Genomic DNA, 19,363 nt, shown 5'->3' with positions numbered 1-19,363 from the left:
AACGACCTCGGGTGATGCTCTGTGGCCGGTCGCCACAGGGCTTACCGGTTGGAAGCGCCTGAACCAGTAGGCGCAGAGCCTGCGTGAAGTTCGTATCTGGCCGGGCCTTTTTCCTCCACATGTTATGATCCGCGGCGATTTCGCCGCTCCGGAGTACCCCCATGAAGTTGTCCATGCCCCGTTACGATCAAGCCACCGTTCTGGTGGTGGGCGATGTCATGCTCGACCGTTACTGGCACGGTGGCACTTCGCGGATTTCCCCGGAGGCGCCGGTGCCGGTGGTCAAGGTCGAGCAGATCGAGGATCGTCCGGGCGGCGCGGCCAACGTTGCGCTGAACATCGCCGCCCTCGGTGCGTCGGCGCTGCTGGTTGGCGTTACCGGGCGTGACGAAGCGGCCCATAGCCTCACTGATAGCCTGCATGCCGCCGGCGTGCAGGCGCATTTCCAGCGCATCGACGAGCAGCCGACCATCGTCAAGCTGCGCGTCATGAGCCGCCACCAGCAACTGCTGCGCATGGACTTCGAAGAGCCGTTCAATACCGACGCCGAGGCCCTGGCCGCCGAAGTCGATGGGCTGCTCGACGGGGTCAAGGTGCTGGTGCTGTCGGACTACGGCAAGGGTGCCCTGAAGAACCACCAGGCCCTGGTGCAGCTGGCGCGAAGCAAGGGCATTCCGGTGTTGGCTGACCCCAAGGGCAAGGACTTTTCGATTTATCGCGGCGCCAGCCTGATCACTCCCAATCTCAGCGAGTTTGAGGCGATTGTCGGTCATTGTGCCGATGAGGCCGAGCTGGTCAGCCGTGGCGCCAAATTGATGCTGGAGCTGGAGCTGGGCGCCTTGCTGGTGACCCGTGGCGAGCACGGCATGACCCTGCTTCGTCCGGATCACGGCCCGCTGCATCTGCCGGCGCGCGCCCGCGAAGTGTTCGATGTGACTGGTGCCGGCGACACGGTGATCTCCACCCTGGCCGCCAGCCTGGCGGCCGGCGAGGAGCTGCCGCATGCGGTGGCGCTGGCCAACCTGGCCGCCGGCATCGTGGTTGGCAAGTTGGGTACGGCGGCCATCAGCGCGCCCGAGCTGCGCCGTGCGGTGCAGCGCGAGCAGGGTTCCGAGCGTGGCGTGGTCAGTCTCGAACAGCTGCTGGTGGTGATTGAGGATGCGCGTGCCCATGGCGAGAAGATCGTCTTCACCAATGGCTGCTTCGACATCCTGCATGCCGGTCACGTGACCTACCTGGAGCAGGCCCGTGCCGAGGGTGATCGCCTGGTGCTGGCGGTCAACGACGACGCTTCGGTCAGCCGCCTGAAAGGCCCGGGCCGGCCGATCAATGCAGTGGATCGGCGCATGGCCGTGCTGGCCGGCCTCGGTGCGGTGGATTGGGTGGTGAGCTTCGCCGAGGACACCCCGGAAAACCTGCTGCGCGCGGTCAAGCCGGACGTGCTGGTCAAGGGTGGTGATTACGGTATCGAAGGCGTGGTCGGCGCCGATATCGTGCGTGCCTACGGTGGTGAAGTGCGGGTGCTGGGGCTGGTGGAAAACAGCTCGACCACCGCTATCGTCGAAAAAATCCGCAACAAGTAAGGCGCCTCGTTTTGCAGGAGCATGCTCCTGCAAAACGCCTTTAGCCGGCCAGGCGGCCGGTTTCCTGCTCTTCCTGCGCCAGGCGTGCCAGCCAGTCCTTCCAGCGGATGCGCTCATCACGCACCAGCCAGCCATCCTGCTCGGCAAAACTTTCCGATAGCCACAGCCCTCGGCAGCTGGCCGGCTGCAGCTCGCCCTGGCGTAGGGTGAACAGCTCGCCAGTGGGGTGGCCCTGACGCAGCGGCAGCAGGTACAGGTCGGGGCGACGACGTTCCAGGCGGGCGATCAGCTGGCCGTCTTCCAGGCACTCATCGACATGGAACAGGCTCGGCAGACGACAGTCCTTGGGCAAGTCCAGGCGCATGTCATAAACCAGCTGCAGTGACGCGGTGGGCAGGTGCACATAGGCCAGCGGGCGTTCTATCAACATCAGGTTGCCGCACTGCACCGGCCGCGCCGCGCCGGATAACGGGCTGAGGCGAAAGTGGCAGGTCTCGCGATATCGCAGCGGCTGATACGGCGTAGGTAGCCAGGTATCGCCGAAGCGCCCGCCGAGCCAACCGTCGGCTGTCTCAATCAGGCACTCCTCGGCCACCTCCTGGATGGCGGTGAGCAGCGGCAGGTTCAGTTCGTGGGCCGGCACGTAACCTGAGATCAGCTTGAGCACCACGTCGCCGCGATCCGGGCGGCGCTGGCGTACCAGCAACCAGTAGTCGCGGCCCTGCCAGTTGAGGGTCAAACGCACCGAGACGCCGAGGTTGGCCAGTTCCGCCGCGAAATGCCGGCTGTCGGCCACGCTGATGGGGCGGCGGCGTTCCTGCATCTGCACAAAGTTCAGTGGCAGGCCCTGGCTGCGGTAATACAGGCCCTCTGCAGTGGCCTCGACATACAGCGGCAGGGTCTTGAAGGTGCTCGGGTCTTTGCGGGCGAGTTGTCTAGGCATGTGGGCTCCTGCGGTGCTGCGCCTCGGCTCGATCCATGATCTTGTCCCGCCCTGGCAGCAAGGCCCTGACTCGGGGGCTAGGGGCTCTTGCGTGGTACCTACTGTGCATCTGCGAGCTAGGCAGTGCTTGCGATATGCAGGGCGAGATCTTGAGCGCAGCGATCTATCGGAGCTGTGCAGTGTAGTCGCGGATCACCGCAGCGGCGGTGGCGACGTTGGCCGCCAGGTGTTGCGGGTTGATGGTGCCGACGATGGCGCTGCTCACCCCGGGATGGCCGAACAGCAGCTCGAAACTGGCACGCACCGGGTCCTGCCCGGCAGCCAGGCAGGCGTGGCCGCTGGCCAAGGCCTTCTTGATCAGGATGCCTTTGCCGTGCGCAGCAGCATGGTCGAGAACCGGCTTCTCGGCCTGTTCCGCGAGGTTGTAGGTGACCATCGCGCAGTCGCCCTGTTCGAGGGCCAGCAGGCCGCCCTCGACCGTCTTGCCGGACAGACCGAAGGCGCGGATCTTGCCCTCGCGCTTGAGCTCGGCGAGGGTCTGGTAGATGCCGCTGTCACGCAGGATGGCCACGTCGTTGCCGTTCGAGTGCACCAGCAGCAGGTCGATGCAGTCGGTCTGCAGGCGTTGCAGGCTGCGCTCGACGGAGAAACGCGCATGTGCCGGGCTGAAGTCGAAGTGCGACTGGCCGTCTTCGAACTCCTCGCCGACCTTGCTGACGATTAGCCAGTCCTGGCGCTGGCCACGCAGCAGCGGGCCGAGGCGTTGCTCGCTGACACCGTAGGCCGGCGCCGTGTCGATCAGGTTGATGCCGAGGTCGCGGGCCTGGGCCAGCAGGTTGCGCGCGGCGGTGTCGTCGGGAATGGTAAAGCCGTTGGGGTACTTCACCCCCTGGTCGCGGCCGAGTTTGACCGTGCCCAGACCCAGCGGCGAGACCCGCAGGCCGGTGCTGCCCAGCGGGCGATGCAGGTCGTGCAGAGTCATGGCAGCAGCTCCTCCCACACCGGGCGGGCCACGGAGGGGCGCGGCAGCTCGGGCAGGGACGGTTGCGCGCTGGGCTGGATGCCGTCGCGCTGCAGGGCGGCCAGTACCCGGTCGCTGAAGTCCGGCGAGAGCGCCAGCTTGGTCGGCCAACCGACCAGCAGCTTGCCCTGGTCGGCTAGGAAGGCATTGTCCGGACGGACCAGGCCGGACTGGGCCGGCTCGGCACGGTCGACGCGCAGGGTGGCCCAGCGCGCGCTGGAGAGGTCGACCCAGGGCAGCAGGTCGCCCAGTTCCTGCTGCGCTGCCTTGATCTGCGCGGCCTCGTCGCGGGCCACACCAGCGGCTTCGGCGATATCGCCACCGAGGTACCAGACCCATTGGCCGTCGGCGGCCGGGTGCGTGGTCACGGTGACACGCGGCTTCGGCCCGCCACCCAGGCAGTGGGCATATAGCGGCTTCAGGCTCGGCCCCTTGACCAACACCATGTGCAGCGGGCGCAGCTGCTGCGCTGGTTGGCTGATGCCGAGGCTGGCGAGCAGGGTGGCATTACCCTGGCCGGCACTGAGCACCACGCGCTGGGCGCGGATCTCGCGGCCATCGACCCGCAGGCCGGCCAGCTCGTTGTTTTCATGCAGCGCGGCGATCTCCTGGCCAGCCAGCAGGCTGTCGCCGGACAACTCAGCTAGGCGGCTGATCAGGTTGGGCACGTCGAGCACCAGCTCGGCCAGGCGATAGACCTTGCCCTTGAACTTGGGGTGTTGCAGCGCGGGCGGCAGCTGTTCGCCCTTGACCTGGTCGACTCGGCCGCGCACCGCTTTGCTGGCGAAGAAGCTGGTCAGGTTGCCGGCCAGGCTACCCGGTGACCACAGGTAATGCGCTTCGGACAGCAGGCGTACGCCGCTCAGGTCCAGCTCGCCGCTGCCGGCCAGGGCCTCGCGCCATCGTCGCGGCATGTCGGCGATGGCTTCCGAGGCGCCGGTGAGGGCGCCGTGCAGGGCGTACTTGGCGCCGCCGTGGATGATGCCCTGGGATTTGACGCTCTGCCCGCCGCCGAGGCTGGCGTTTTCCACCAGCAGGGTGGCGTAGCCCAGCTGACGCAGGCGGGCGTTCAGCCAGAGGCCAGCGATACCGCCGCCGACGATCAGAACGTCAGTGCTCAGAGCTTGGGACATGCGCACGCCTCGAAGGAAAACCGGCGCGCAGTATACCGCGAGCGGCTTATAGCGCTCGCCCGATCAGTGGCCGATGGTGTTGGAGAACAGCTGGATCACCACCACGCCGGCGACGATCAGGCCCATGCCGAGCATGGCTGGCAGATCCAGGCTCTGCTGGTAGAGGAAGGTCGCGGCGATGCTCACCAGCACGATGCCCAGGCCCGCCCATACCGCATAAGCCACGCCGACCGGGATGGTCTTCACCACCAGGCTGAGCATCCAGAAGGAAATCGCGTAGCCGACTACCACCAGCAACAGGGGCAGCGGTTTGTTGAAGCCGTCGAGTGCCTTCATCGAGGTGGTGGCGATCACTTCGGCAGTGATGGCGACGGCAAGGTAGAGATAGCCGGTCATGAGAGCCTCCTGTTTAGCTGGAGGTCATTTTAGGGATCTGCCTGATGGGATAAAGTGATTACCTATCTGCTATGGAGATTGCTATGCAGTGGAACCTGGAGCAGATCCGCCTGTTCGTCAGCGTCGCTGAGGGCCAGTCCTTCTCCGCCGTAGCGCGGCGCCTGCAACGGGCGCAGTCGGCGGTGAGCAACGCCATTGCCCTGCTGGAGGCCGACCTCGGCGTATTGCTGTTCGAACGCAGCAGCGGCCGCCAGCCACGGCTGACCGCGGCCGGCCTGTCGTTGCTGGAAGAGGCGCGCGAAGTGCTGCGCCAGTGCGAGCGCCTTGAGGGGCGGGCACGGGGCCTGGTGCGCGGCGAAGAAGTGCGCCTGCGTCTGGCGCAGGATGAAGCCATGCCTTATCAGCCGGTGCTGGACAGTCTCGAGGCCCTGGCCAAGGCCTTCCCTTTGCTGGAAGTGCAGCTGGCCAGCGGCGCCCAGGGCGAGGTGGCGCGCAAGCTGCTGGAGCGGCGTGCCGATCTCGGCCTGCTGTTTCACCATGAGCAGATGCCCGATGCCCTGGAGCGTCAGCGCCTGGGCACCATCGAAATGGTCACCGTGTGCGGGGCCGGGCATCCGCTGGCTGCTGCCGGGCTGGTCGACCGTCGCGAACTGGCCCGCCATCGGCAATTGCTCATGGCGCCGCAGGACAGCCACTACCCTGGTGGCGAGCAGCTCAGTCCAGCGGTCTGGCGTACCGACAGTTTCTACGCCATGGCCGAACTGCTGATGCGCAACCTCGGCTGGGCCTGGTTGCCGCGCCATGTGGTGCAGTATCCGACTTACCAGGGGCAGTTGGTCGAGCTGAACTGCGACTGGACGCCGCCGCCGCTGGTGGTGGAGTTGGTCTGCCGCCGCGATGAGGCACTGGGACCGGCAGCGTTGTGGCTGGCGGCCGCCTTTGCCGAGCACTTGCAGGCGCTGAGCTGATTGACGCGGGCCGCTCTGCTAAGCTGCGCGCCCATGAATAGAGCCCTGTACAGCCTGTTGTTTCATCTGCTCCTGCCGATTATTGCCGGGCGCCTGGCCTGGCGTGCCTGGCGCGCGCCGGCCTATGGTCGGCGTATCGGCGAACGCTTCGCCATCGGCCTGCCTGCCATGCGCAAGGGCGGCATCTGGGTGCACGCGGTATCGCTGGGAGAGAGCATCGCCGCCGCCCCGCTGATCCGCGACTTGCTGGCGCGCTACCCGGAGTTGCCGATCACCGTCACCAGCATGACGCCGACCGGCTCGGAGCGCATCCAGGCCCTGTTCGGTGAGCAGGTTCAGCACTGCTACCTGCCCTATGACCTGCCCTGGGCCTGCGCACGGTTTTTCCGTCAGGTGCAGCCGCGCCTGGCGCTGATCATGGAAACCGAGCTGTGGCCCAACCATATCCACCAGTGCGCCAAGCACGGCGTGCCGGTGGTGCTGGCCAACGCACGGCTGTCCGAGCGCTCGGCGCGTGGCTATGCCCGCTTCGCCAAATTGACTGGGCCTATGTTGGCCGAACTGAGCCTGATTGCCGTGCAGACCGAGGCCGAGGCCGAGCGCTTTCGTCAGCTCGGTGCGCGCCCCGGCTGTGTCGAGGTGACCGGCTCGATCAAGTTCGATCTGAGCGTGGATGCTGCCTTGCAGGTGCGCGCCAGCCAACTGCGTGACACGTGGGGCGCCACGCAGCGCCCGCTGTGGATCGCCGCCAGTACCCATGCCGGCGAGGACGAGATCATCCTTGCTGCCCATCGCCAATTGCTTGAGCGGTTCCCGCAGACGCTGCTGATCCTGGTGCCGCGCCATCCGGAGCGTTTCGCCAGCGTCTTCGAACTGTGCAAGCGGGAGGGCTTCGCTACGGTGCGGCGTTCCCTCGAAGAAGTTGTGACGGCGGATACCCAGGTGCTGCTCGGCGATACTCTGGGCGAGCTGCTGTTTCTCTACGCCCTGGCCGACCTGGCCTTTGTCGGCGGCAGCCTGGTCGAGAATGGTGGGCACAACCTGCTGGAGCCCGCGGCGCTGGGCAAGCCGCTGCTGAGCGGGCCGCACCTGTTCAACTTCCTCGAGATCGCTGCGCAGTTGCGTGCGGCCGGTGATCTGCTGGAGGTGCAGGATGCCGCTGAGCTGCAGGAGCAGTTGCAGCAGCTGTTCGCCGAACCGCAACAGGCGGCGCAGATGGCGGAGGCCGGGCTTGCTGTATTGCGCGCCAATCAGGGCGCCCTGGCGCGCCTGCTCGCCGGGCTAGCGCGCCTGTTGCCGCGAGCCTAGTGCCAGCAGCGCGCGTAGCAGCATCCCGCCAAGGGCGACCAGCAGGTATGGTAGCCACACCCAGCGCGCCTCGGAGGCCAGTACGGCGAGGCCGCGCTGACTGAAGAAACCATTGATGAAGGGTGAGACCTCGATCGGCCGCCAGGGCAGGAAGAAGCGCTGCTCACTCCATGGCCACAGCCAGGCCACGCCCAGGCCGCCGTCGGTGGCTGCATCCAGCAGGCTGTGCGAGGCGGTCGCCAGGGCTATCCAGGTAAAGGTTTTGAGCGGGCCGCAGCCGAGCAGGCGGCAGGCGAGGGCGGCTAATAAACCAGTCAATCCGGCAAATAACAGCGAATGGCTGAAACCACGGTGGCCGAAGGCGTCGGTATAAGCGATGCCCAGCTTGAAGGCCAGCATGTCGGCATCCGGCAGCAGGGTGAACAGCAGGCTGGCCAGCAGCAGGCGTGGCGGAATAATCCGCGAGCCGAGGGCCAGGCCCACTGCCAGCAGCGGCAGCGGGTGGCTGATCAGAGTGGTCACGGCTGTGTGCGGTGCTCGTGCATGCGCGCCAGTTGGCGCTCCAGCAGCGACGGGTAAGGCTCCAGCAGGCGTTCGACGCAGCTGGCGCCTTCCGGGCTGGCAATCGGGCGGATGCGCGCGCGCTGGCGCACCAGCGGCGCATCGGCGATCGCCCGTTGCACCAGCAGCAGATTGCGGCTGTGCTGGGACAGGGCCAGGGCATCCTGCGCCGCTTCGCTGAGCAGCACTTCGGCCTGGCTGGGGGCGATGGGCTGGTCGGTGCAGGTCAGGCCCAGCTGCAGTTGCAGGGTGATGCCGCTGTCGGCCACCTCGATCTGCAGGGCGTGGCCGAGGGCGCGCAGCAGTTCGCCGCAGCACAGGGCGTGGGTCAGGTAGTCCTCACCGCTGTATTCACTGCTGAACAGCAACAGACTGCTGCCATCGTTGAGCGTGTAGAGCTTGCCCTGATACAGCGCGGCGGCCTGTTCCAGGCAGTCGCGATAACGCTGCAGCAGTTCCAGCAGGCGTGCCCGTGGCAGGTGGCGCAGTTGTTCCTGAGCGCCGAGCTGGACCGCCAGTACTGCGCTGAGTACCGGTTCGCTGGGCGCGGGTTCGGCATACGCCACGGGTTCAGGTGTCGGTAGCGACTCGGGTTCATCGACCGGGCGCAAATCGGCAAAGGGATCGTGATCTACTGGGCTGCTGCGCGGCAAGTCGCGGTCTTCTTCCAGGTAATCTTCGTCGCGTTCGTCGAAGTCCGGCTCGCTGAGGTTGGGCACCTGGAATTCGTGGTCTTGCTCCGGTTCTTCGGCGTAGAACGTCTCGTCCTCGGCGAAGTCGTCAGTGGCGGGTGCCACCATCGAGGGCTTCTCCGGCACCAGGCGGGCCTGCAGCTGGCGGGCCAGGTCGCCGATCTCGTCCTGGCGACCGGCGCCGGGGGCCGGATCATCCGGGTCGCGCAACCACAGGCGCAGTTGCAGCAGCGGGGTGGATATATGCCGACCGAGGCGCAGGCTCAACGACATGGCCAGGGCCAGCAGGATCAGGCTGAGCAGGCCCATGCTCTGCAGGCTGATGGTCATCGGCTGCTGGAACTGCTGCATGTCCAGGCTGATGCGCAGTTGCCCGGCGATCACTTCCTGGAAGGTGATGGGTGTCGAGTAGAGGCCTTCGGTGTCGCCAAGCAGGCCTTGAGTCGGGCGCGAACCGGCCTCGGCGAGGATGCGGTTGTCCACACTGTAGATGGCGGCATGGGCTACCAGCGGGTTCTTCGCCAGGTTGCTGAGCAGCACGTTGAGACTGAGGATGTCGTTGGACACCAGTAACTCGGTAGCCGAGGCGGCCGTTTGCACGGTCAGGCTCTGGCCGAGGGCATCGGCCTGTTGCTGCATGGCCTGCTTGAACTGCATGCCCATGACCCAGGCGTAGATCACCAGCGCCAGGGCCACCAGCAGAATGCTGTGGCTGGCGATGCGCAGGGCCAGAGGCACGCGCCGCTGGCGCAGGGCGTGAAACAGCAAGAGGAAGAAATTGTCGGGTTTGACCTGGGCTGGCCGGTTCACAGAGCGCGGCTCTTCTTGAATGGAATTGCCGCGCAGTATAACCACGCCCCCTAGGCGGGCAAAGCGCCGTGCATGCCCCGGCAGCGCTGAAACTGGTTAGAATGTGCGCCTTTTCATGGGGCCGCCGGCCCCGTGCGGACCATCTGCCAAGCTGGGAGTGAACGCCTTGCGCGAAATCGTCCTGATCAACATCACCGGGGAAGATCGCCCGGGCCTGACTGCGGCCATTACCGGCGTCCTCGCCCAGGGCGGAGTGAATATCCTCGACATCGGTCAGGCGGTGATCCACGACACCCTGTCGTTTGGCATCCTGGTGGAAATCCCGGATACCGAGCAGGCCTCCTCGGTGCTCAAGGATGTGCTGTTCACCGCCTACAAGCTGGACCAGCAGGTGCGTTTCACCCCGGTTTCCGAGTCGGACTACCAGCAGTGGGTCGGTGGCCAGGGCAAGCCGCGCTATATCGTCACCCTGCTGACGCGCAAGGTCACCGCCGAGCAGCTGCAGCGAGTCAGCTCGATCACCGCCAAGTACGGTCTGAATATCGACCATATCGATCGCCTCTCCGGACGCATGCCGCTGGATACCCCGGCTGACCAGGGTAAGGGTTGCATCGAGTTCTCCGTACGCGGCGAACCGGCGGATGCGGTGGCGCTGCGCGCCGAGTTCCTCAGCGTGGCCCAGGAGTTGAACGTCGACATCGCCTTCCAGCGCGACTCGTTGTTCCGTCGCAACCGGCGCTTGGCGGTGTTCGATATGGATTCGACGCTGATCGAGGCCGAGGTCATCGACGAGCTGGCCAAGGCCGCCGGCGTCGGTGCGCAGGTGTCGGAAATCACCGAGCGGGCGATGCGCGGTGAGCTGGATTTCCGCGCCAGCTTCAAAGAGCGTATGGCTTTGCTGCAGGGTTTGCCGGAAAGCGTGCTGGCCGAAGTCGGTGCTTCGCTGCGCCTGACCGAGGGCGCCGAAGTGCTGTTCGCCGAGCTCAAGCGTCTGGGCTACAAGACCGCCATCCTCTCCGGCGGTTTCACCTACTTCGCCAAGCAGCTGCAGGCCAAGCTGGGCATCGACTATGTGTTCGCCAACGAGCTGCAGATTGTCGATGGCAAGGTCACTGGCCAGGTGGTCGAGCCGATCGTCGATGCCCAGCGCAAGGCTGATCTGCTGCGCGAACTGGCGGCGAAAGAGGGGTTGCGTCTGGAGCAGACCATCGCCGTCGGCGACGGCGCCAACGACCTGCCGATGCTCGGTCTGGCCGGCCTCGGCGTGGCTTTCCGCGCCAAGCCGCTGGTCAAGCAGTCGGCCAAACAGGCGATCTCTACCCTGGGTCTGGATGGCATCCTCTACCTGCTCGGTTTCCGCGATCGCGACGGGCATGAGTGAGGTGTTAGTCAGCCATAAAAAAACCGCCTTCCGGCGGTTTTTTTATGGCTGCAAGGTCGGTTATTCGTCACCGGCGGAGAAGTCGTAGTCCATCGACTGACTGGGGCCCTGCAGGTAGTGGCCCTGGATGTAGTTTACCCCGGCCTGCCAGAGAGTGGCCAGCACACTGGCGCTCTCGACGAAGGGCACGATGGTCAGCTTGGCCTGGGCGTGCAGGCTGGCCAGCAGGGTTTTCAGAGCCTCCTGGTTCTCGGCGTTGGACAGATCCTGGGCAAAGGAGCCGTCGACCTTGACGAAGTCCACGTTGAGGTACTTGAAGGTGTTGAACGGGTTCAGCGCACAGCCGAACTGGCTCAGGGCGACCTTGCAGTGCAGTTCGGCTAGGCCATGGGTCAGGGCCTTGGCCTGCTTGAGGAAGGCAATCGCGTCCGGTTCGCCGATTTGGAATACCAAGGCGTCCGAGGGCAGGCGTGCGGCCTTGAGCGCCACGCTGAGCCAGGGCAGCAGGGTCTGATCCTGCAGGCTGTTGGCCGACAGGTGCACGAATAGGCGGGTGCTGTGGCCCTTGCTGCGGTGTTCGGCCAGTAGCTTGATCGAGTTGAGGATCACCCAACGGTCAATCTTCTCGGCCAGTCCGGCTTCCTTGGCGGCAGTGAGGAAGTCGCCGGGCGGTACTTCCACACCTTGCGGATTGAGCAGGCGCAGCAGTACTTCGTAGTGTTCGTCGCTGTCGCCACGCAGGCTGATGACCGGCTGGAACAGCAGGCGGAAACTGTTGTTCTCCAGCGCCTGTTGCACCATCGCCACCAGATTGCCGCGGTTGGCGGCAGCTGCCAGTTCATCGGCCGGGTTGTACAGTTTGAGCGCATTGCCGCCGTCGATCTCGTCGGCGCAGCGGTGGGCGCGATCGATCACGTCCTGGGCGCGTGCAGTCTTCTCGTTGAGCCCGGCGACGCCAATCGACAGGGTGGTCTGCACGGTGCGGCCGCTTACGTCGAACAGGTGACCTTCGACTTTTTTCAGCAGATTGTGCAGCGATTCGCTGGTCTGTTCCGGTGCCTGTGTGGGCAGCAGAACCGTGAACACGTCATCGGCAAAGCGTGCCAGCTGGGCGTCGGTGCCGAAGTGATTGCGCAGCAGGTTGGCGATGTCGGTGAGCAGCAGGTCGATGCCGGCCAGACCGACCTCACCGACCATGCCCGCATAGCGGTCGATGCAGATGTAGGCCAGGCTCGACACTACGCCGGCATTGACTGCGCGCTCGGCGGCGGCGTCCATCAGCTCGATGAAGTGGGTACGGTTGAACAGGCCGGTGACCAGGTCCTGGCTGCTGATTTCGCGCAGCTTTTCGGCCAGCTCGGCGTTGTCGCTTTCGGCGCGGATCACCACCTGGATGCACGGCTCGCCATCGTAGGTGGCAGGGGAGAAACCCATGCGTGCCTGGAAGCGCTGACCGTCGGCCTTGACCCCGGTACAGGCCAGTTCGGCACTGCCGTCGGCGCTGGAGTAGTTCTTCAGGAAATCCTTGAAGGCGCTTTGATCCTGCGCCGCGATCAGGTCGATCATCGGCATGCCTTCGAGTTCGTCGGCATCCTCGTAGGCGAACATCTGCAGGTAGGCGCGGTTGGCATAGATGTGCATGCCATCGTGGACGTAGGTAATGGCGTCCACCGAGCTATCGAGCAGCAGCTGGCAGCGCTTCTCGGCTTCGCGCAGGGCCACTTCGGCGGCGCGGCGGGCGCGGCGCTCTTCGAGGTTGGCCAGTTCGCGGTTGGCGACCAGGATCAGGCGCTCGTCTTCACCCTGTGGAAGGGCATCCTGAGCGCCAAGCATCAGCGCTTCGGTGATGCTGTCGGAGTCGTTGCCGTCGACCAGCAGGATGACCGGGATGTCCTTGGCCTGGCGGCGAATGGCGCCGATCACTTCGCTGGGTTCGAGGTGCTCGCTGGTCGGCGCGGCAATCAGCAGATCCCAGCTTTGCTGCAGGGCCTCGGCCAGGTTGTCGCCGGAGGTGATACGGTGAACGCGCGTGGCGCGACCAGAGTTGCGGAACAGGCTGACGAGTCGCTCGGCCTCGTTCTGCGAATCTTCAAGAATCAGCAGACGGATGGTTTTTTTTTCGATGGCCATGGTTTTTGCTTGGAAAGCGCCGAAGAACGGGCGCAAAAAGGCGACAAAAGGTGCGTTCCGGCAATCTACAGTGACTTCCAGAGCGAGTCAAAATCTTCCTCCCCGCTCTTGCCGGGCCGTTCTTGAGCTGTGACCGGGCTCCCGGCTGGAGCTGCCGGCTGCTCCAGTTTGCGATATTCGAACTGGCTGAAGCTGCCGGTGCTGGTCTGTCGTCGGCTAAGAATGGCGCGCAGTTCCTGGCCATTCAGGTTGACGCTGACCTTGTTGCTTTCCTGGAAGGGCAGGCGTGGAGTAATCAGCGTAGCCGGGCGCGAAATGGCACTGATTGCCGGCAGCAGCAGGGCGCGCAGGTAGTTGCTGCTTTGCTCGTTCTTGCGCAGCAGCTGCAGGCCACAGGGTTGTGCCTGCGGGGCGATCAGTTCGATGCCCATCTGCGTGCCGCCACCACGCACTTGGCGAATCCAGCGCACCACTGCCACGCTCCAGTTGTGTCCGGGGGCATCCTGGATACCGAGCAGTTCGCCGGCCTGCATCTGCCCCGGCACTTCGCGCGGCCAGCTCAGGCAATACCCGCCAGGGCTGTGGTTGATGATTGGCAGCTCGAAGGTCGGGTAACTTTCTTCGACCTCGGCGGGGGCGCTGGCAATCTTGTTGCCGCCGCTCTTGTACTCGATTTCCTCCATCGCCGAGCCCCAATGCTTTTCGCGCTGGGCATCGAAGGCGCCAGCCCACACGTCCGGGCCGTCACCATTCTTCTTCGGTTTGAACTGGGCACTACTGTGCGCAGCCTCGGGACGTTGCAGGACATCGGCAAAGCTTTTTCTGCCAGCCAGGAAGAAATGCACGGCAGTCATGCCAATGCACAGGGTCAAGCCGCCCTTGCCCGGATTGCGCTGGAAGGTGCGCTCGGAGATATCGCCCCAGGCGGAACTGAGGTGTTGCAGTAGATCCAGGCTGACCCCTTCGGGTACCGGGAATTTTTGCGGATCGCGACTTTCTGGCGGCAGCAGCAGGTATTCCTTGATCGAGTCGACCAGGCCGTGGGGGTCGAGGCCGAGCAGGTTGTGCAGTTCGTTTTCGCTGAACAGCGATTTGTAGCGTGGCGGGCCGTCCTGTTGCGAAGCAATCACGAACAGGCTGTGCGACTGATCGGCGCCCTGCAGTTCAACCCGGCTGCTCCAGCCTTCAAGCGCCTCTGCCAGACGCGCAATGCTGCTCTGGCGCAACTGGTTGCAGCGGGCGCAGCCAAGCAGCAGGGCGGCCAGGTAGGTCTGTTCCTGGCTCAGGCTTTTACTGCTGTGGGCCAGCGGGTCACTGACCTGAGCCTGCTCCAGGCCGTACTTGCGGGCAATCCGATGCAACTGGTGCAGCTCCAGCCACAAGCCTTCCGGTACCGGGCAATACAGTTGGCTGGCGCGCACCAGCGGGCCGTACAGGCTGTGGGTGGCGCGCTGCAGGGCGACGGCCAGCAGTTGGCTGCGGTCTTTGCTGAAGCGCGGTACTTCCTGGGTGATGATCAGCTTGTAGCCGACGGCCAGGTGGTTCTGCAGGGCCTGGCAGAGATTGGCAACCTTGCGTGGGCGCTCGTCGAGGACGATGGACTGGTTGAGAAAATGGCGCTCCAGATGACGGCAGACGTAGTACACCTCAGGGCGAATCAGCTCCAGCAATTGCAGGCGATTGTCGGCGGGGGTGATCAGTTGGTTGAGCTCGACCAGGCTTTGATAAAGCTGGCGTGCTGTTTCGCCGATATTGGCCTTGGGCAGGCCGGCGATCCAGCGCTTGAGTTCGCGCGGGTTGGCTTCGCAGAAGGACAGGCCCTGCTTCTCGGGAACCGGGACGCGTAAATGCAGATGGGGGCTCTGTTTATCCATTCTCGATGATTGTCCGCAGGGCTCTGGCTGACATGGCCAGGCACGGCTGCTCTAGTCTGTTGTTTCGGAACTCTAGCAGCATCCCGTGGGCACTGCAGCCAGAGGATGGCTGGGGTGTTATCGGTAAGTGGGACGTTGTGCGCTGGCTCGCGTTCCCTTAGGCATCCTGCTGCGTGGCCGCTGCCGACTCGGTTGCGCTGACGCGAATCCAGCCATCGCCGGCGCGTAGCACAGCACTGGCCGCCCAGTTGGCCAGGTCCTGGCGCCGGCATACCCCCGTATTGCCCATGCCGGAGCCGGCGACCACCTTGTAGATCACCTGGTCGCGCAGGCCGCGCCCTGGCTTGCCGGCGTCGATCACCTGGCGTACGGCCCAGGCATTGCCGGGCAGGGCGTTGCTGTAGCAGGCGCCGAGCAGGATGTCGCTGGCCTCCAGGCGCCTGGCTTGGGCGTGCTGCTGGGCCAGCTGCATGATTTCCAGCAGGTCGTCGAAGCGAATATCCATATAGGAATCGACCTGGCGCAGGGCGTGGTAGAAGTCTTCCGCGCTGAGGCCGCCGGGATTGCTGGTGGGTTGCTGCGGGGCTAGTGCCGCTGGATAGCGGCGCCAGGGGAACAGGCAGTTGAACAGCACGGCGACCAGCAGGATCACCACGACATTGAGCAGAACCGGGCTGAGCACGAAGGCGAAGCCCAGGTCATGGATCGCCGCACCGCCGACCACTGCACTGAGTGCCGTGGCGCCACCCGGTGGGTGAATGCAGCGGGTGTACTGCATGACCAGGATGGCCAGGGCCACCGCCAGCGCCGGGGTGAAGGGCGAGCCCGGCAGCAGCTTCTGGCAGATCACCCCGACCAGCGCCGACAGGCCATGCCCGCCGATCACCGCCCAAGGTTGCGACAGAGCACCGTGCGGCACCACGAACAACAGCACGGCGCTGGCGCCCATCGAGGCGACTACCCAGAACGCCGCTTCGCTGGGCAGCAGCCAGTGGGTGACCGCGTAGATCAGGCCGATGCCGACAAAGGCACCCAGGGTTGCCAGGTACTTTTCCAGATGGCTGGTGGCATCCGTACCCCAGCCCAGCAGGCGCAGGCAGCGTTGCCAGAAACCGTTGTGCATGGCCCGAAGTTAGCTGCGTGGTTGTGCCAGCGCCTGACCCATGCGTACCGGGCTGCCGGCGACCAGACCTTCGGCCCACTGCACCTGTTGCGGGCCGAACAGCACGATGGCGGTGGAGCCTAGCTTGAAGCGGCCCAGCTCGCCGCCCTTGGTCAGTTCGATGGCAGCGCGCGCGGCGGCGTCGTAACGGGTGGTTTTCAATTCGCGCTTGGGCGGCGTGACCAGGCCGGCCCAGACGGTTTCTATGCTGGCGACGATCATGGCACCGACCAGTACCACGGCCATCGGCCCGCGCTCGGTGTCGAACAGGCAGACCACGCGTTCGTTGCGGGCGAACAGCTCGGGGACGTTTTCCGCGGTGGTCTGGTTGACGGAGAACAGCCGGCCGGGCACGTAGACCATCTCCTTCAGCGTGCCGCCCAGGGGCATGTGTACGCGATGGTAGTCCTTGGGCGACAGATAGATGGTGGCGAAGTCACCACCCATGAACGGTGCGGCGCGCTCGGCGTCGCCACCTAGCAGCTCCAGCACGCTGTAGCTGTGACCCTTGGCCTGGAAGATACGGCCCTGCTCGATCGGGCCGAGCTGGCTGACCGCACCGTCGGCCGGGCAGAGAATGGCGCCGGGTGTTGCATCCAGCGGGCGCGCGCCGTCTTTCAGAGCGCGGGTGAAGAACGCGTTGAAGTGCTCGTAGGCGCTCAGGTCCTCGACCTGGGCTTCGCTCATGTTGACCTGGTACTGCTTGGCGAACCAGCCGATGAGGCGATCCTTGAACCAGGCCGCGCGGCATTCGGCGGCGCAGCCGATCAGGCGCGACAGCAGGTGGTGCGGCAGCAGGTATTGGCTGAGGATGAAAAGGCGCTGTTTCATGAAGATTCCTTGAAGTGTGGCAAGTCGTTGCGCACCTGGCCGCCGTACGGCAGATCCGCGAAGTAGAGGGTTAGCGCTCGACCGGTGTGTCGGGATGGTTGCCCCATTCCGACCAGGAACCGGCATAGGCCTTGACCCGTGGGTAGCCGAGCGCCTTGGCGGCGAGATAGGTGAAGCCGGAGCGGCGATGAGTCTGGCAGTGAGTGATCACTTCCTTGTCGGCCGTGATGCCCAGATCAGCTAGTACCTGCGCCAGGTCGCTGCGGATGCGCAGGCCATGTTGCGCATCCATGCCGGCGGTCCATTCGAAATTGATCGCCCCGGGAATATGCCCGCCCTTGGCGGCGAGGACTTTTTCGCCGCTGAACTCGGCCGGCGAGCGTGCGTCCCAGATCGCCAGGTCGGCAGCGCCCAGGCGGCTCAGCAGGTATTCGCGCGAGGCCGTGGGTTCGTCATGCAGGCTCAGTGTCAGCGTGCCATTGGCGCTGGTGGTTGGCGCCTGGGTGACCGCGCGACCTTCGCTCAACCAAGCCTGCAGGCCGCCATTGAGGTAGTGGTAGCGAGCATGGCCGATCACGTCGAGCAGCCAGATGAAGCGCCCGGCCCAACCACCACCCTCGTCGTCATAGACCACGTAGACCGCATCCGCGCGATGGCCCAGTTCAGCGAACAGGGCTTCCAGTTGGGCCTTTTCCGGCAGCAGGCCGGGGGCTGGCGGCTGGCCCAGCTGGGTGCGCTTGCTGTCGACCCAGTGCGCCCCGGCGATATGCCCCTGCTCGTAGCGGGTGGCGGCGCTGAAGTCAACCAGAATTAGTTCGGGTGCTTGCAGGCGGTCGGCCAGCTCGGCCGGTTCAATCACCAGCGGCAGGGAGGAAAAGGCAGACATGCATGGCCTCGGGGTCGGTCAAAGGGCGCAATTGTAGCGGAAGACCAGGCGCCGCGGCGGGCCAAGCTGACTCTATAACGTGGTATGGCTGACAGTCAGAGGTCGTAGAGGTTCTAAGCGCCGCGGCGGGCAAAGCTGGTCAGGGCACGCTCGATGCATTGAGCCGTCTTGCTGAATACCTGCAGCTGGCTGTCACTGATCGCACCACCGTTCTGGTCGACGATCAGCAGCATCACCACCCGGCCATTGCTGGCCAGCGAGCGCAGCAGCAGGTGTTCGCCGGCAAACAGGGCTTTCAGGCTGCCCGGCAGCAGGGCAGAGAACTGCGCCATGTTGGCGGGGCTCAGGCGCAGCTGTCCGGGCTGGGCGAGCAGGCGTTTGAGAACCTGGCTGTGCGCCGGTTCGAGGCGCAGCTGTCCGGCCTCCACCGGCAGACCGGCAGCCTGCTGGGTGATCAGGCGCGTGTGAGTGCGATCGGCCAGCAAGAGCAGCACGCGCGGGAAGCCGCTGGCGAGCAGGGCGGCACGGGCACAATCGGTCAGTTGCAGGGTGTTGGCAAACGGCGAGGGGGTGGCCAGCAGGCGTGCGCACTGGGTTTTCCATTCGTTCGGTTCGCCTTTGGCCACCGCAGGGGGTGGCTTCAACTTCAGGTGGCAGGCATTCCACGGCCACAGCAGCGCTTCTGCCGGATGCCAGAGATCAGTCTGGGCATGTTGCCTGGCGCTCTGCACGGCTTGCTGGTGCACCAACTGTTGCACTTCACCCAGGGAGTTGTGCAGATACAGGCCGGTCAGGCGCTGCCAGCGTTGGCTATGCTGGCAGCTCCAGTTGTGGTGGGCCGACAGGGCCAAGCCGTTGGCCAGAAGGATGCTATTGGCCGGCTGCGTGAGCCAGCGGCGCAGGTGCGGATCGGCGTCGAGCATCTGTTGCTGGTGCAGGGGATGTTCATTGTCATGGGCGATGTGCAGTGCCTTGACCAGCAGGCGGCGATCCTCGACCAGCAGGCGATAGCCCTGCACGATCCAGTCCGGCAGGCGCCAGTGGCGGGCCAGTGCCAGGCATAGCTGCAGCAGCGGAACGCCGAGCAGTTCGCGCTCGACGCGCGCCGCCGGCTCACCTTTGCCCAGTACCCGTTGCTCCCATTCGTTGAACAGCTGTGGATGGTTGTATACCAGTGGCCACAGCGGGGCGAAGAACAGCAGGCTGCCCCAGTGGATCTCCTGCCACAGGCGTGCCAGGCGATTGGCGAACAGACCATTGGCCTGTTGCGCGGCATGCAGGCTGATCAGTTGCAGCTGGCGTAGCTCACGCGGAATCTGTGCCACATCCAGTGCCGGAATCTGGTTCAGCAATGCTTCGGTGCGGCTCAGGCCCAGGCGGGTGAGTGCCTGCTCCAGGCTTTCGGCCGGTTCGCTGAGGCTGCTGCCTTTGCGGTTGGCTTCGCGCATCAGAGTCAGGGCGATGGCCGGGCTATCCTGCATCAGCTCGGCGAGCTCGCGTAGCGAGCGACGGCTGTCGAGCAAGGCTTTGCGCACGCGTTCGTGCTGTTCGCTGGCAACGGGCAGGCGAGCGCCGTCGAGCTGCTTGAGCCAGGCGTCGAGCGTCTGTGGAACGGGCTTTTGAGTGGGCATGCAGGTTGAGCCAAACTGGCTTTTCGCCTTTACTGCCTATAGTCTGGCGCAAT

At 65.1% G+C, this 19,363-nt stretch carries 16 protein-coding genes; 4 read left to right on the top strand and 12 right to left on the bottom strand.

The window, feature by feature from the left end; all coding sequences use genetic code 11:
• Positions 1-161 precede the first annotated feature (161 nt).
• Positions 162-1,583 carry a bifunctional D-glycero-beta-D-manno-heptose-7-phosphate kinase/D-glycero-beta-D-manno-heptose 1-phosphate adenylyltransferase HldE gene (gene hldE / locus H3H45_RS02505; protein ID WP_182832168.1) on the top strand — a complete coding sequence of 474 codons (1,422 nt, stop codon included), beginning with the start codon at positions 162-164 and terminating at the stop codon, positions 1,581-1,583.
• 40 nt (positions 1,584-1,623) lie between these two features.
• On the opposite strand, the gene H3H45_RS02500 is transcribed toward hldE, so the two are convergent.
• The 4 genes from H3H45_RS02500 to H3H45_RS02485 form a co-directional block, all read right to left on the bottom strand.
• Positions 1,624-2,526, bottom strand: a complete 903-nt coding sequence (locus H3H45_RS02500; protein WP_182832167.1) for a metal ABC transporter ATPase — start codon at positions 2,524-2,526, stop codon at positions 1,624-1,626.
• Between the two features lie 163 nt (positions 2,527-2,689).
• Positions 2,690-3,508: an aldo/keto reductase gene (locus H3H45_RS02495; protein ID WP_182832166.1), complete on the bottom strand. Its 819-nt coding sequence runs from the start codon at positions 3,506-3,508 to the stop codon at positions 2,690-2,692.
• A complete protein-coding gene (locus H3H45_RS02490; protein WP_182832165.1) occupies positions 3,505-4,680 on the bottom strand; it encodes an NAD(P)/FAD-dependent oxidoreductase in 1,176 nt (391 codons plus the stop codon). The genes H3H45_RS02495 and H3H45_RS02490 overlap by 4 nt, the downstream gene beginning before the upstream one ends.
• Positions 4,681-4,743: 63 nt before the next feature.
• Positions 4,744-5,076 carry a DMT family transporter gene (locus H3H45_RS02485; RefSeq protein ID WP_182832164.1) on the bottom strand — a complete coding sequence of 111 codons (333 nt, stop codon included), beginning with the start codon at positions 5,074-5,076 and terminating at the stop codon, positions 4,744-4,746.
• Between the two features lie 83 nt (positions 5,077-5,159).
• On the opposite strand from H3H45_RS02485, the gene H3H45_RS02480 reads away from it, so the two are divergent.
• Both H3H45_RS02480 and waaA read left to right on the top strand, forming a co-directional pair.
• Complete coding sequence (locus H3H45_RS02480; protein WP_182832163.1) at positions 5,160-6,044, top strand: LysR family transcriptional regulator; 885 nt, start codon at positions 5,160-5,162, stop codon at positions 6,042-6,044.
• A gap of 33 nt (positions 6,045-6,077) precedes the next feature.
• Complete coding sequence (waaA, locus tag H3H45_RS02475; RefSeq protein WP_182832162.1) at positions 6,078-7,352, top strand: lipid IV(A) 3-deoxy-D-manno-octulosonic acid transferase; 1,275 nt, start codon at positions 6,078-6,080, stop codon at positions 7,350-7,352.
• On the opposite strand, the gene H3H45_RS02470 is transcribed toward waaA, so the two are convergent.
• On the bottom strand, positions 7,326-7,874 hold the full coding sequence (locus H3H45_RS02470) for a metal-dependent hydrolase (RefSeq protein WP_182832161.1): 549 nt from the start codon (positions 7,872-7,874) through the stop codon (positions 7,326-7,328). The genes waaA and H3H45_RS02470 overlap by 27 nt on opposite strands.
• On the bottom strand, positions 7,871-9,415 hold the full coding sequence (locus H3H45_RS02465; RefSeq protein WP_182832160.1) for an AhpA/YtjB family protein: 1,545 nt from the start codon (positions 9,413-9,415) through the stop codon (positions 7,871-7,873). Before H3H45_RS02465 ends, H3H45_RS02470 begins: the two co-directional genes overlap by 4 nt.
• Positions 9,416-9,581: 166 nt before the next feature.
• On the opposite strand from H3H45_RS02465, the gene serB reads away from it, so the two are divergent.
• Positions 9,582-10,796, top strand: coding sequence for a phosphoserine phosphatase SerB (gene serB, locus H3H45_RS02460; RefSeq protein ID WP_182832159.1), 1,215 nt, complete (start codon positions 9,582-9,584; stop codon positions 10,794-10,796).
• A gap of 60 nt (positions 10,797-10,856) precedes the next feature.
• On the opposite strand, the gene H3H45_RS02455 is transcribed toward serB, so the two are convergent.
• The 6 genes from H3H45_RS02455 to H3H45_RS02430 form a co-directional block, all read right to left on the bottom strand.
• Positions 10,857-12,926, bottom strand: coding sequence for an EAL domain-containing response regulator (locus H3H45_RS02455; protein ID WP_182832158.1), 2,070 nt, complete (start codon positions 12,924-12,926; stop codon positions 10,857-10,859).
• A 65-nt stretch (positions 12,927-12,991) separates the two neighbouring features.
• Positions 12,992-14,800, bottom strand: a complete 1,809-nt coding sequence (locus H3H45_RS02450) for a molecular chaperone (protein WP_182832157.1) — start codon at positions 14,798-14,800, stop codon at positions 12,992-12,994.
• Between the two features lie 157 nt (positions 14,801-14,957).
• Positions 14,958-15,923, bottom strand: a complete 966-nt coding sequence (locus tag H3H45_RS02445) for an HPP family protein (protein ID WP_235983306.1) — start codon at positions 15,921-15,923, stop codon at positions 14,958-14,960.
• A 9-nt stretch (positions 15,924-15,932) separates the two neighbouring features.
• Entirely contained in the window at positions 15,933-16,793 is an 861-nt protein-coding gene (gene asd, locus H3H45_RS02440) for an archaetidylserine decarboxylase (protein WP_220494111.1), read from the bottom strand.
• Positions 16,794-16,863: 70 nt separating this feature from the next.
• On the bottom strand, positions 16,864-17,679 hold the full coding sequence (locus tag H3H45_RS02435; protein ID WP_182832156.1) for a rhodanese-like domain-containing protein: 816 nt from the start codon (positions 17,677-17,679) through the stop codon (positions 16,864-16,866).
• Positions 17,680-17,792: 113 nt separating this feature from the next.
• A complete protein-coding gene (locus tag H3H45_RS02430; protein ID WP_182832155.1) occupies positions 17,793-19,310 on the bottom strand; it encodes an HDOD domain-containing protein in 1,518 nt (505 codons plus the stop codon).
• Positions 19,311-19,363 lie beyond the last annotated feature (53 nt).

It is taken from the genome of Aquipseudomonas guryensis, assembly GCF_014164785.1.
Taxonomy (GTDB): Bacteria; Pseudomonadota; Gammaproteobacteria; order Pseudomonadales; family Pseudomonadaceae; genus Aquipseudomonas; species Aquipseudomonas guryensis.
The sequence above is the reverse complement of the archived record's forward strand: the minus strand, read 5'-3'. Positions and strand labels throughout refer to the sequence as shown.

Excerpts from the sequence above, each read along its gene's own strand:
- H3H45_RS02500 (WP_182832167.1), bottom strand. The coding sequence starts at position 2,526 with ATGCCTAGACAACTCGCCCGCAAAGACCCGAGCACCTTCAAGACCCTG.
- waaA (WP_182832162.1), top strand. The coding sequence starts at position 6,078 with ATGAATAGAGCCCTGTACAGCCTGTTGTTTCATCTGCTCCTGCCGATT.
- H3H45_RS02430 (WP_182832155.1), bottom strand. The coding sequence starts at position 19,310 with ATGCCCACTCAAAAGCCCGTTCCACAGACGCTCGACGCCTGGCTCAAG.
- H3H45_RS02495 (WP_182832166.1), bottom strand. The coding sequence starts at position 3,508 with ATGACTCTGCACGACCTGCATCGCCCGCTGGGCAGCACCGGCCTGCGG.
- H3H45_RS02455 (WP_182832158.1), bottom strand. The coding sequence starts at position 12,926 with ATGGCCATCGAAAAAAAAACCATCCGTCTGCTGATTCTTGAAGATTCG.
- H3H45_RS02435 (WP_182832156.1), bottom strand. The coding sequence starts at position 17,679 with ATGTCTGCCTTTTCCTCCCTGCCGCTGGTGATTGAACCGGCCGAGCTG.
- asd (WP_220494111.1), bottom strand. The coding sequence starts at position 16,793 with ATGAAACAGCGCCTTTTCATCCTCAGCCAATACCTGCTGCCGCACCAC.
- H3H45_RS02485 (WP_182832164.1), bottom strand. The coding sequence starts at position 5,076 with ATGACCGGCTATCTCTACCTTGCCGTCGCCATCACTGCCGAAGTGATC.
- H3H45_RS02490 (WP_182832165.1), bottom strand. The coding sequence starts at position 4,680 with ATGTCCCAAGCTCTGAGCACTGACGTTCTGATCGTCGGCGGCGGTATC.
- H3H45_RS02450 (WP_182832157.1), bottom strand. The coding sequence starts at position 14,800 with ATGGATAAACAGAGCCCCCATCTGCATTTACGCGTCCCGGTTCCCGAG.
- hldE (WP_182832168.1), top strand. The coding sequence starts at position 162 with ATGAAGTTGTCCATGCCCCGTTACGATCAAGCCACCGTTCTGGTGGTG.
- H3H45_RS02445 (WP_235983306.1), bottom strand. The coding sequence starts at position 15,923 with ATGCACAACGGTTTCTGGCAACGCTGCCTGCGCCTGCTGGGCTGGGGT.
- H3H45_RS02480 (WP_182832163.1), top strand. The coding sequence starts at position 5,160 with ATGCAGTGGAACCTGGAGCAGATCCGCCTGTTCGTCAGCGTCGCTGAG.